This is a genomic window from Magnetococcales bacterium (assembly GCA_015228935.1).
Classification (GTDB): Bacteria; Pseudomonadota; Magnetococcia; order Magnetococcales; family DC0425bin3; genus HA3dbin3.
In genome coordinates, this window is the sequence record JADGCO010000110.1 from 1 (window position 1) to 12,298 (window position 12,298).

The 12,298-nt window shown below is 55.3% G+C and carries 10 protein-coding genes; 6 read left to right on the forward strand and 4 right to left on the reverse strand.

Annotated elements, in window-relative coordinates; all coding sequences use genetic code 11:
* The first annotated feature begins 101 nt into the window (after nt 1-101).
* Entirely contained in the window at nt 102-860 is a 759-nt protein-coding gene (gene larB, locus HQL65_17905) for a nickel pincer cofactor biosynthesis protein LarB (protein ID MBF0138110.1), read from the forward strand.
* A gap of 19 nt (nt 861-879) precedes the next feature.
* Here the strand turns inward: larB and HQL65_17910 are convergent, their stop codons facing one another.
* Nucleotides 880-1,530 (reverse strand): hypothetical protein, encoded by a 651-nt coding sequence (locus HQL65_17910; protein ID MBF0138111.1) that lies wholly within the window; start codon nt 1,528-1,530, stop codon nt 880-882.
* Entirely contained in the window at nt 1,508-2,593 is a 1,086-nt protein-coding gene (locus HQL65_17915) for a RelA/SpoT domain-containing protein (protein MBF0138112.1), read from the reverse strand. The genes HQL65_17910 and HQL65_17915 overlap by 23 nt, the downstream gene beginning before the upstream one ends.
* 168 nt (nt 2,594-2,761) lie before the next feature.
* Here HQL65_17915 and HQL65_17920 point away from each other — a divergent pair, with 168 nt between their 5' ends.
* Genes HQL65_17920 through HQL65_17930 form a run of 3 tightly spaced genes read left to right on the forward strand, consistent with a single transcriptional unit; the run spans nt 2,762 to nt 4,963 of the window.
* Entirely contained in the window at nt 2,762-3,550 is a 789-nt protein-coding gene (locus tag HQL65_17920) for a hypothetical protein (protein MBF0138113.1), read from the forward strand.
* On the forward strand, nt 3,547-4,365 hold the full coding sequence (locus HQL65_17925) for a hypothetical protein (GenBank protein ID MBF0138114.1): 819 nt from the start codon (nt 3,547-3,549) through the stop codon (nt 4,363-4,365). Before HQL65_17920 ends, HQL65_17925 begins: the two co-directional genes overlap by 4 nt.
* A 22-nt stretch (nt 4,366-4,387) precedes the next feature.
* Entirely contained in the window at nt 4,388-4,963 is a 576-nt protein-coding gene (locus HQL65_17930; GenBank protein ID MBF0138115.1) for a peptidylprolyl isomerase, read from the forward strand.
* Between the two features lie 169 nt (nt 4,964-5,132).
* Here HQL65_17930 and HQL65_17935 read toward each other — a convergent pair whose 3' ends face one another.
* Nucleotides 5,133-7,715: a CHAT domain-containing protein gene (locus HQL65_17935; protein ID MBF0138116.1), complete on the reverse strand. Its 2,583-nt coding sequence runs from the start codon at nt 7,713-7,715 to the stop codon at nt 5,133-5,135.
* Between the two features lie 222 nt (nt 7,716-7,937).
* Between HQL65_17935 and HQL65_17940 the strand changes: the two genes are divergently transcribed.
* Together HQL65_17940 and HQL65_17945 are read left to right on the forward strand one after the other, a co-directional pair.
* Nucleotides 7,938-9,692: a caspase family protein gene (locus HQL65_17940; GenBank protein MBF0138117.1), complete on the forward strand. Its 1,755-nt coding sequence runs from the start codon at nt 7,938-7,940 to the stop codon at nt 9,690-9,692.
* Nucleotides 9,693-9,769: 77 nt separating this feature from the next.
* Nucleotides 9,770-10,906 carry a M20 family metallopeptidase gene (locus tag HQL65_17945; protein ID MBF0138118.1) on the forward strand — a complete coding sequence of 379 codons (1,137 nt, stop codon included), beginning with the start codon at nt 9,770-9,772 and terminating at the stop codon, nt 10,904-10,906.
* A 66-nt stretch (nt 10,907-10,972) separates the two neighbouring features.
* On the opposite strand, the gene HQL65_17950 is transcribed toward HQL65_17945, so the two are convergent.
* Nucleotides 10,973-11,563: a hypothetical protein gene (locus HQL65_17950; protein ID MBF0138119.1), complete on the reverse strand. Its 591-nt coding sequence runs from the start codon at nt 11,561-11,563 to the stop codon at nt 10,973-10,975.
* Nucleotides 11,564-12,298: the final 735 nt, after the last annotated feature.

Genomic DNA, 12,298 nt, shown 5'->3' on the forward strand with positions numbered 1-12,298 from the left:
TGCCCTTCCTCTTGGCGGGGTTTGGGGCGGAGCCCCAATAAAATCTTTCTTTCCATTTTTTTTTATCCGAGAGTTAATGAACAGCCTCTGAGCGGATCGACATGTCTCCCGAACTCCTGAAATCCCTGCTCACGTCCCTGGCCGAAGGCCGTGCCACCGTGGAAGAAACCCTGGCAAAACTGGCGCGTTTTCCCATGGATGCTCTGACCCAGGATGGCAGCATCGTGGCCCGTCTGGATACCCATCGCAGTTTGCGGCATGGGTTTCCCGAGGTGATTTTTGCGCAGGGCAAACGGTTTCGCCACCTGCAAGGGATCGTGGAACGGTCGCTGGAACACGCGAACAATCTTCTGATCACCCGTCTCTCTCCCAAACAGATGCGCAAACTGCGGGAACGCTTTCCTCTCCTGCACCATGCCAAAGGCACAAGCTGCCTTTATCGGCAAGTGGAAGACAACCCGGCAACGGGTCTGGTCGGGGTCTTGTGTGCCGGAACGAGTGATATTGCGGTAGCCGAAGAGGCCGCCCTGGTGGCACGTCTCATGGGTTCACGGGTTGAAACCCACTATGATGCGGGGGTTGCCGGGTTGCATCGCCTGTTGGCCGCCGGCGAATTGCTCCGTTCGGCACGGGTGTTTGTCGTCGTCGCCGGCATGGAAGGGGCCATGCCCTCGGTCGTGGGGGGCCTGGTTGACAAGCCGGTGATCGCCGTGCCCACCTCGACCGGGTACGGGGCCGCATTTCATGGCCTGGCTGCCTTGCTGGGCATGTTGAACAGTTGCTCGGCCAATGTCACCGTCGTCAACATCGATAACGGGTTCGGGGCAGGTTATGTTGCCGGTCTGATCAATCGGCTGTGAAACATGCGAAGCCACATGATCACGGTGCCGAGGTGCGACCTTTCAGCTCCTGGACCATGGGGTGTTGCATCAGTTTTTGGATGCGGGGGTCATTGGCCAGTTCGGCCAACCCCTGACCGGATTGAATTTTGGCCAGCAGATCCTGGTCATCCAGAATGCTGCGGAGGGTGGAATTATTTTGGAGGGCCATGAGCTTTTGCATGAGATGCGGATCGTTGATGATCGTGCTGGCCACCTGCTGTCCAGCATTTTTTAAAAGCGCATCCTGCTGGGCGGTACTGGCCGGCGGAGTGGCCTGACCACCCTGTGCAACCGGATTCGGGTTGGCGGGCATGCCGATTGCAGCAGCCGGATTGGCGTTGGCAGGTGTGCCGGATGTGTTGGCGGGCGGTCTTTCCTGTCCAGGTTTCTGGACTTCTTTATGGATCAGGGTTTCATTACTGGGGCACGGGCGATTGCGCCAGACGGTTTCGCCGGTGGTGTTGTGTTTGCAGGTATAAAGATCCGCCTGAAGGGGTGCGGCCAGAAACAGACTCATGATGGTCAAGGTGGCTGCCAACTCCACTCCCTTGCCCAGGTTTGTCACAGCCACCGAACCAGTTCCGGAGTGACGCTCGATGTCAGCGCCAACCGGCATCCTGACGGGTTTACCAACGTTCGATATCGTCATGGAAGATACCTTTTTCCAGTTGCATGCCGAAGGCGGTTTTGTCCAAATGGGTCAAAAGCTGATCGGCTTTTTCGGAAGTGGATGCCAGGGCATAACACATGACAAGGATGGAAATTCCCCGCCAGAGAGAGCCATATTCACGATCCGCGTAGCGGTCACGCAACTGTTTGCCGATACCCAGCATGGCCTTGCGATGGGAACGCAGCTCGTTTTCCAGGGCGGTGAGGTGCCGGATGCCCAGTTGGCCGAGATTTTCGGCGAGTTGCAGGATGAACGTTTCGTTGAAGGTGGTATCGGTGCGAAAAATGGTGGCCATGCTGCTGTCCAAATCCCGGACGAGGCCGTTTTCCTGGATAAAGTCCGTCAGGGCGACCTGATCGAATGAATCATCCGGGGAGATATGGGTATGGCGGGTTTCCGACCGTTGGGCCAGTTGGTAGGGGCGGATGAATTGTTTGATGCCGTTGAGTTCGGAGTCGGCCAGCTCCAAGAGTGACGCCACGCGGGAAAAATGTCGCCGCCGTTCTTTGGGGAAGAGTTCCCGGCTCGTATAACCCAGCTCCCGTTCCAGTTCGGCCCAGGCCTGTTGCAGGACGGATCGCACCTGGATTTCGGCCTGGAATCCTTTGAAGCGTTTGTATTCGATCAGGCGCAGGCGGTCGTCGAGCAGGCCGACGACATAATAGCGGGAACGATAGCCGAAGCGTTCCGGGTCGAGCAGCTCGCCCCGATCCACAATGTAGGATTCGTTGATTTTGAACTCTTTGCGAATCAGTTCGGCCACCAGTTCCACTTCATCTTCGAAGTAGGTGATGATGCGAATCCCCACCAGATCGGTGACATCATCCAGTTTGGTGATTTTGGAGTCTGGATCGAGGAGTTTGCGGCGCAGGCTCTCCCGTTCCTTGACCCGACCGGCAATATCGTAGGTCTTCGGACCGTGTTCCTGCAAAAACTCCTGCAGGAGCGTCATCTGGCGGTTCATGAAATCCGCGTAGATGGTCCGTCGCTCTTCGTATTGATCCAGAATTTTTTCAATGGTGATATCGTCAACCGGTTCCATGGATACCGTTCCAGTCACTTGTGACCAAGCCCTGTTTTCCAAGGCGGCGAAACCTTTTTGATGACCCTGATATTCTTGCAATTTCGTTCAAATGGGAAGAGGAATTCGTGATACATTTTCAAATCAATCAAATCCTGGTAGCCTGTGCAACGAAGTTTGACAATCCTTATGTCACGGATCGAAATGAATATCACCCCATCTGCCAACGTCAAAGAGCTGGTTGCCATCATTGCCCGCTTGCGGGAGATGCCGATTGGTGGACGTTACAGTGAAATGGTCCTGCAACGTGACCGGCGCGTGGCGGAGAGTTTTCTGGACAGTTATCCGGGACGGGCACACAGTGTTTTGGGCATCATTGCGACGATTCGTGGCGATGAGGAGTCCATGCGCTACCATTTCGAGGCTGCCCGGGAGGCGGAACCCCAGGAAGCCTATATTCGCACCAATCACATGGTGGCCCTGCAAGGTTTTGGCTGTTTTTCCGAGGCCGTTCTGGAAGCCCGGGAGGCATGCAAGGATCAACCCCGGCATGCCGACCTGTTGGTGGAGGCCACGTTTGCCTGCATTTATGCAGGTCGTTTTCAGGAGGCCGCCCACTGGCTGGAAAATCGCGACAAACTCGGCCTCCTGTCACCCGTGCCGGGTGCTGCCGAGGTGCTGGCCTGTGCCCGCTTTCTCCGGGAAATGCGGGTCTCGGATCAGGATGTCGAGTCCGTGCAGTTGCAGGCGGCATCCATTCTGCGCGAACGTCGCATTCTGGGGGCCGTCGCCCAGTACAGCCTGCGCCAGGAAGAGACCGACCATTGGATTACGCTCCGTTTTGTTCTGCGGCAACCTTCCCGGGAGGTGGCCGATCTGGATTGGCTTCTCGCTGAGCGACTCGCCCGGTCATCCCTGCCGGAACGGGCCTTTCGGCACGTCGTGGTGGGATATCTTTCCCGGGAGGAACCCTATTGAGCATTACCTGCAAGGATTTGTTGCGCCTGGCCCAGCGCCTGGCCGGCAGCCATCTGGAGGTGGATTTGCGGGATGCCGGCAGCCGGGCGTATTTTGCCGCCTACCATGCCTGCCACCAGCTCGGGGAACATCTCGGCCTGCTCGCGCCCCAGGTGCGAGAGCAGGAGGGACATCACAAACGTCTGATCCGGGCCATGCAGATGGCCAAAATTTCCGGTCTCGATCAGGACGACCCTGCCGTGCGTCGTCTGGGGCAGGCCTTGCGCAGTCTGCGCGATCAACGCAACGCCGCTGAATATCGTCTCGGCAAAAGTTTTGTGCGCAGTCAGGCCAAACAGATGATTTTCACAAGTGAGCGTATCCTCAGTGAGGTCGAGCGCATTCTGTGGGAACGCCGGGGCAGAGAGGGTGCCAACACCATTGATCCGGTATTCCCGGCCCCGGATTCATCCCCGGCTGACCCGGAGCAGATATTTCCAGATCAGACACCGGACCCCTTGGAACAGGTTATTCCTGATCAGGCACCGCCTGTCCCGGAACAGGTTATTCCCGATCAGGCACCGGTTGCTCTGGAACAGGCTATTCCTGATCAGGCACCGCCTGTCCCGGAACAGGTTATTCCCGATCAGGCACCGGTTGCTCTGGAACAGGTCATTTCGGAGCAGACACCGATTGCTCCAGAACAGGTTTTTTCGGATCCTGTTCCGGCCACTCTGGATTCAGATCTTTCCGTTGCCCTGCCCGGGCCTGTCAACGACCCGGTTGCCGCAACCCCCTTGGACAATAAAGGAGACGTTATTGAAAAAACACAATAGATCATGGTTTTCAGGATTCTGGATGGCACTCTTTGTGGCGTTGCTGACCTTGCCGGTTGGTACGCTCCAGGCAGATGAAACGACAGGCGGCAATAAAGGAGGACAAGTCATGGTTGTATTGACGACTTCCATGGGTGACATCACCGTGGAACTGGACGCCGCCAAGGCGCCCTTGAGTGTCAAAAATTTTCTGACCTATGTGGATGAAGGGTTTTTTGATGGCACCATCTTTCATCGGGTGATTCCGGGATTCATGGTCCAGTGCGGCGGCATGTTGCCGGATATGAAGGAAAAAAAGACTCATGCTCCCATCAAGAACGAGGCCGACAATGGTCTGAAAAATACCCGGGGCACCCTGGCCATGGCCCGGACGAATGTGGTGGACAGCGCCACATCCCAGTTTTTCATCAATGTGGCCGACAATGTCTTTCTGGACCACGGGGGACGTGATTTCGGCTATGCTGTTTTCGGGCGTGTCGTGGCAGGCATGGATGTTGTTGACAAGATTGTCAACGTTCCCACCGGCAACCGGGGTGGACATCAAAACGTGCCTGTTCAGCCTGTCACCATCGTCAAAGCCCAACGGCAGGCTAAATAAGAAAAAAAAATTGGAAGAAGATTCTGTTGGGGCGCTGCCCCAAACCCCGCCAGGAGGAAGGGCGCAGCCCTTCCTCCTGGACCTCCTTCCCAGTTTTTCATACGTTATTCATGGTTAGCACTTTTTGATAGCAATTTGGTATCAGCATGTTCATTTGACCAGGTGTCCATCATGGACCTCCAACCGGGGAATCAGCCCCGATCAGGATGAAGGGTGCCCAGTAATAGGGGTGGCGCGTCGGCGAGAGCGAAGCGGTTGGTCCAGCCGGTTTTTCCCCCGGTTCAACCCGGACAAATCCCCGCTGTTCCTGCTCCATCCCAGATACGTTACCACCAACGTACAGGTCAAGCTTTGCACGTCGCAAGGCCTCGGCAGGCAAAAGCTGCTTCTGCAACAGGTAGCCATAAAAACGGGTCATCAACGCAACCGTTTCCCGGGAGGCCACCGGCCACAGGGAGACCACCACCGACCGGCTCCCGGCCACCAGAAAAGCCCGGCTCATGCCCAACACCCCCTCGCCGGTCACATACTCCCCGCTGCCGGTGTTGCAGGCCGACAAGACGGTCATATCGGCATTCAGCTTGAGTTTCAGGGTCTCTTCGGTGGTCAGAAAACCATCTTCGGCAGGCTCTTCCGCCATGACCAGAGCAGGATCGGTGATGCCCGGCACTTCATTGCCAAGGATGCCATGCGTGGCAAAATGCAGAAAGCGATAACCACGCAGATCCATGCTCTTGACCCGGGATTCCATGGCCTGTGTACCCAACAACAAGTCCGGTTTGGCGGCGGTGAACAGATTGGCAATGGTCTTCACTTCCTGCTGGGTTTCCGGCAATGGACTGAAATAGCCCAGGAAGTTACTGCTTCGGGTTATGCCGCGCATCTCTTCAACGGTCATTCCGGCCACCCGGGGATTTTTACTGAACGCCGGGTCGCCCACCCCGAAGAACCCGGAAGCCTCACCCCGGGTAGTCGGTGCGGTCTGTTTGGCCAACAGGTATTTCAGGGAGGGCAACTCCCGAATGGTCAGGTCGTGGATCAGGGGACGCTCTTGCCCGGCCAGGGAGAGCAGGTCGAAGGGCACGGCGTTCAGCAATCCATCCGGCATGACGATCAGGTGTTTCTTGCCGGCCAGGAGTTCCCCGGCAGGATGCAGCACCCGGCGACTCAGCTTGGCCAAACGGGTATTCAGGAGTTCCATGTCACTACCCGAGGCGGCCAGCAGCGGCAGGATGGCACGTACCTCTTCCTTGAAGGCCTGGGAATCCAAGGGAATCAGCCAGGCGTCATACTGCTTCCGGGTGAGCGCCGTCAGCACCAGGGCGTTGTCCATGACGGTGTAGCCGAGCAGGGCTTCATCCTGGCCCACTCCGGCCTGAATCGTTGCAAGATCAAGGGACGGGGCCGAGGCCCCGCCATGCATCTCGGTGAATTGCCGGGCACGGATGTTTTCGGTGGCCTCCAGCAGGGCGCGAAAATGCGCGGCGTCCCGTTGCTGCAAAAATTGTTTGGCCCGCACCCGGATCATCCCCCAATAGGCTTTGACCACCGGACTCTGGAAAAAGGTGGTCCGGTCCGTGGTGGTGAAACTGGTGCGCTCGCTTTCGGCAAGCCGAATGCTGTTCATGTACGCAGCGGCAGCCTCCTCCAGGCGTCCCAGACCTTCATAACCTTCGCCAAACTTGTTTGAATATTGCAGCTCGTTCTTTTTGATTTTCTGGCTTTGAAGCAACGCACGGCATTTGTCCAGCAAATCGCCAATCCGTTCGAATTGACCGGCATTGATATATAGACGGGCTTCCAGACATATGTCATCCAGTTCTCCAAACCTGGAGGTCCCCTGTTTGGCGAGGGCCTGCCCTTCGCTGAAAAAACGCCAGGCCCCCTGGTGGTCACCGCTGGTTGACAAACGCTCGGCAACATTTTTGTAAATGGTGTGCTTTTCAAACACTTTCTTCTGAAAAATCGGCTGGATGGCTTCGTCCCATAATGCGATGATCTCCGCGCTTTTCTTGCTGATGGAGAGATCATCCATCTTGTTTTGGACAACAGCCAGCCACTGCCGCAATTGCCCGGCTTGAATCCATTCCATGCCAGACAACTGCATGAAATCCTTGGCGTTGAAATAGGCTTTGCCCTTGGCAATGGCCGCATCCCGATAAAAATCCCGCTGGGAAAGATCTCCCATGGCTTTCATCGTTTCAGCCAGGTTGTTCAACGCCATGATAACGCCGTACTGATCGTCGATCTCCTCGGCCAATGCGAAGGATTTTTTTTCATATTCGGCAGATTTTCCCGGACGATGGGTGCTGGTGTAATAGTTCGCCATGTGCGAATACAATTGCCCCCTGGTTTTTCTGTACACCTGCTCCATGGTTTTCTTGTTGGTGGCATATTGCAACTCCGCCTGTTGCAGTCCTCCTTGCAGATAGCGCTCCGCCTCGGCATCGGCATCGGATGCAAGGGAATAAAATCTGGCATATTGACCAAGCGCCTTGATACCGGCAGCGTAACGATTCGCCAAAAGCCCGGGACGTTTGGAGTAAAAGTCGGCCTCTTCCGGACGCGCCGGACGCGCAATCTCTTCCCGGATGAACTGGAGGGCTCCGGCATAGTCCTGCTGCTCATTCAGACGATTGAACCGTTCGGACCAATCATCAAATTGTCTGGAGGAGGTTGCGCACCCGGCAAGGAGCAAAGCGATCAATACAACGGTTGCCTTGATAGACAGTCTGGTCTGATTATGGCGCATTTTTCCCCCACTTTTGCGCAGGACTCCACAAGTGGCCGACCCGGGCATTTCTCATGGATGTTTCTGTTCCATAAAGATAATTCTCGCAAGAAACGAACCGTAAAAAGTTGAAATTTATCATATCTAACTGGACATCTACCATGAATCCTGAAAGGATGCTATCGTTTCCATGCGAGAGTGCGGGACATGGTTTCGTCGCAAGAATCCGGGAAATGGTGACTCATGGTACCTGTATCTTCGAATGCGCACCCGAAACATTGGGCAGGCCTGATCTCTCTGTTTTTCCTATTCATCCTGGATTCATCTCTCCTGCACGCCGATACTTTCGCATTGGTGATCGGTATCAACGAGTATGAAAATTTTGGCAAGCTCGACGGGGCAGTCAATGACGCCAACGATGTAGCTGCCGCCCTCCAGCAATACAAAGCCAGGAAAATCATCAAATTGTTGGACAAGGATGCCACCCGTGACCGTATCATGGCAGCATGGAAAAGCATCATCACCATGGCAAAACCCGGAGATACGTTATTCCTCCATTATGCCGGGCACGGCGCACAACAGCCAGAAAGGATTCCCGGTTCCGAACCCACCGGCAAGGACTCTTTCTGGTTGATGTCCGGATTCGCCGCTTCGGGACCAGCCACCTACGAACGTATCCTGGACGACGAAATCGCCGTGATGCTGAAGGCAGCAAAACCGTTGCAAGTGGTCATGATCTCCGACTCCTGCCACTCCGGAACCATGACCCGCGGCAAAAACAGCCTCAGAAAACTGAAAACACGCGCCGCACCCTTCCAGCGCATCCAGGATGATGCCCTTCCCAAGCCAACCACCACCCTGAAACCGGTATCGGAAGCGGACTTGGCCCACGTCACTTTTTTTGGCGCGGTTCCGGATACGGAGGAAGTGCCGGAAGTCACCATTGACAAACAACAACGCGGCGCATTGAGTTGGGCCGTTGCCAAGGCGTTTCGTGGCGAGGCGGATCTGGATCGTGATGGGCAGGTAACCAAGGGAGAACTGGAAAGATTCATCCGGGAAAGTGTGCGCATGGCCACCGATGGCCTCCAACATCCACAGGCAACGATTCGTACCCGAACAGGTGTCCTGCTCTCTTTCAACGCCGAGGAAAATGCCCGGGAAACGACAACTTCGGAAAAAATGGCCCAAGAAGCAGAGAGGATCCCGGTGAAGCCGAATGCCGACCGGATCTCATTGGCCACCATCATGCCACCCACGCTGAAATTGTTTATGAAAGCCGACCCAGCCGGGGAAGGTACACGCGCCTTTGTCAGAATATCCCCAGAATCCGTGGCAGAAGGCAAGGTATCCCCACCCGCAAGTACCTTCAATCCTGATACCACGTTGCTCAAGGGAATCCATGTGGTCAGGAGCGAGGAACCGGGGGCCTGGATGCTTGACCAGGTCAGTGGGCGCATCTATTCACCTTTGGGAGATGTTTTTCATTCCTTGAAGAAAGGCGGTTCTGCCGCCGACCATGCCGTGACACTCAACCAGGTGTTCGGCAAAATAAAACTGGTGGAAAGGATCAAGGAGTTGAGTCGCCACACCGAACCCTTGGCCATCGCCCTGCAACCAAATGACAGATTGCACCATTTGGGTGAATTGTTGACCTTCTCCGTAGCCAACCTCAAATATGCCCATTTCACCCTGATCAACCTTGGTTCGGACGGAACAATCAATTTTCTCTATCCCCATACCGAAAGTCCCTACAACGATCCACTGACCGTAAAAACCAACAAGCCCTACGAACTGCCGCTCAAGGTCCAACCCCCCCTGGGTGGAGATCATTTCGTGGCCATCACGAGCCAAAAACCTCTGGTAGATCTCCATCGCGAACTCAAGGCCCTGGACGGTCAAACAAACACGGTTCAACTCGCAAACACATTGGAAAAACACTTGACCAGCAGTCTGGTCTATCAAACAGGAGTCCATGGTGTGTTCACGGGGGAATGAAACCTGCTGCCATACCCCTCCCCATTTGGGACACCCCGGAGCCAGTCAACGCCACAGGCTTCCAGGAGAAGCAATGCATGCTTGATCCTGTTGCCTTGACCCGGGAGCTGGTGGCCATCCGGACGGTCAACCCGCCTGGCAATGAACAGCCGTGTGCCGAATTCATTGCCGGCTTGTTGGCCCCTGCCGGTTTTCAGGTCTCCTTGCAGACGATTGGACCACAACGCGCCACATTGGTGGCGCGTCTCCCCGGTCAATCTGTCAGACCGACTCTTTGTTTCACCGGGCATTTGGATACGGTGTTGCCGGGGGAAACCCCCTGGAGCCGGGATCCGTTTGCCGGGGAGGTGGTGGGGGACCGGCTTTATGGCCGTGGCAGCACCGACATGAAAGGGGGCGTGGCGGCCATGGTCTGGGCGGCGCTGGAGCTGGCCCGGGAAGGCGGCACCCGGACCACGGGCGATTTATTGCTGATCTTGACTGCCGACGAAGAGGTCGGCTGCGCCGGGGCACGGCGACTGATGGCCGATTTTGCAACCCTGGGCAACGAAAACCTGGACCATGTCGGGGCCATTGTGGTGGGCGAGCCGACGGCCAACATGCCCTGCCTGGGGCACAAAGGTGCCCTCTGGCTGGAGATGGAAACCCGGGGTGTGGCAGCCCATGGTTCCATGCCGGATCGGGGTGTCAATGCCATTCTCAAGGCGGCCCGGGCCATCCTGGCCCTGGAACAGTATCGTTTTCCGATTCCCCCGCATCCCCTGCTCGGATCACCCACCCTCAATGTCGGGACTATTGTGGGGGGACAGCGCATCAACATTGTGCCGGATCATGCGGTTGTGGGTGTGGATCTGCGTTCGATACCCGGTCTGGACCATGACCTTCTGCTGAACTCCATTCAGGATCATCTGGGTTCGGATGTCACCCTGCGCATCGTCACCAGCACGCCGGGTATCATGACCGATCCCGACCATCCCTGGGTTGCCAGGGTATTTGACATCATGGCCACTCTGCACGGGACACGACCCGGAATGGGGACGGCTCCCTATGTGACCGATGCCTCGATCCTGACACCAGCCCTGGGTTCACCTCCCACCCTCATCCTGGGACCCGGCGAACCCGATCTGGCCCACAAGGTCGATGAATACTGCCATGTGTCCAAGATTCGCCAGGCCGCCCGGGCCTATCTGGAGATTGCCCGCCTGGGATGCTGAGGGCACTGGGCTTTGACCATTCCAAGATGGACTTTGGGACAAACACTTCCTGCCTGTCCTGCGCCTTCAGGCAGCCCTTTTCATGGTCAATATGTCTTCAAGACGCAGGGGTGCCTTCCTGATGCCCAACATGACCGCCGGAACCACTCCGGTCGTCCAATGGGGCCGAACAAAATTGTGGATGACCAAGTGGACATCCAACGTGCGCTGAAGGCCATCTTCAGACTTGGCATACGTATTCGTTCGTCGCCGAAAAGCGCTGTTTCGTCTCCGTATTGCAGCATTCTGACCTTCAAGGCGGTTGGCGTTTATCTCTGAGTCTGGCAGTGTCTGATCCGTGTCAGGATACTCCCGTTGGGGAGCTTGATACTTTGGGCGCTTTGGACCTCGCTTATGTTTCTGATCGCCCTTGTTTTTGACTCGCACCTTGACCCCTTTTGGAAGAACCTTGGGAGGACGACCTATTGTCCCCGTTTGCAATGCCTCGGCGCATAAGGAAAACAATATGTTACCATATCGCCGTTCTCCATCCGATAAGTATGTCAAATCCTGCGTTTGGTCGATGAACTGGCAAACCGTGCCCATGACAGCAGTAAACAGATCGGCATCTTTTGCTCCACACTTCTGGTCCGCGAGGAATCGACTGCCGCGTTCCATGATGACAGCAGTCCAGCCCTGAAAAACTCGCCCCACATCCGTAACATTGGTGCAAGATCCGTCCACCATTGTGAACCGTGAGGTAGACCTTGCAAACGACCACATCCGTGGATTGGCAGGTCGGACATTTCGGGCTGTCGGGGATGTCCATCCTTGGATCACCTCTGGAAGCAGGTTAGATTGATGTCGTGTCCCGACCGGCATTTGAACACCAAATGGCAGTACAGGGAAGAGTTTATGGAACGGTGTCAGCCCAGTGCCGATTTTGTTTGTATCCTGATCGATGCGCACACTTTGGTTGCGCAGAATCTCACAGCGAGGTAGCGTGTAAAAATTTGTAAAGACATATCAAGAACAATCGGTTATCCATCAGACGCACGAATCAACTCAAACCCCAAGAGAGCGAGAAAAATGTTCACCTGAATCCACCAAATCAAGGAATGACACGTTTGTAGTGCCACTCGCCAAAAAATCATCGTGCAACTGATTGATTATAGACAGAAAATAAAATAGCATGTTAAAGATGGGCTAAATATCTATCTGGAAAAACAGAAACATGAAAAATTAAAAGAGATAACATTGAGAAAAGTTGGCCGCCAACCATTCCAAATAATAACAATTTCCACGACTTCATTGACAAAACATATTTTTTTACAAATATTAATAACAAAGAAAGAAAAATAAAATAAAGTTGAATGTAAAGTTCATAGCCATTATGCATCAATAAACCTCTAA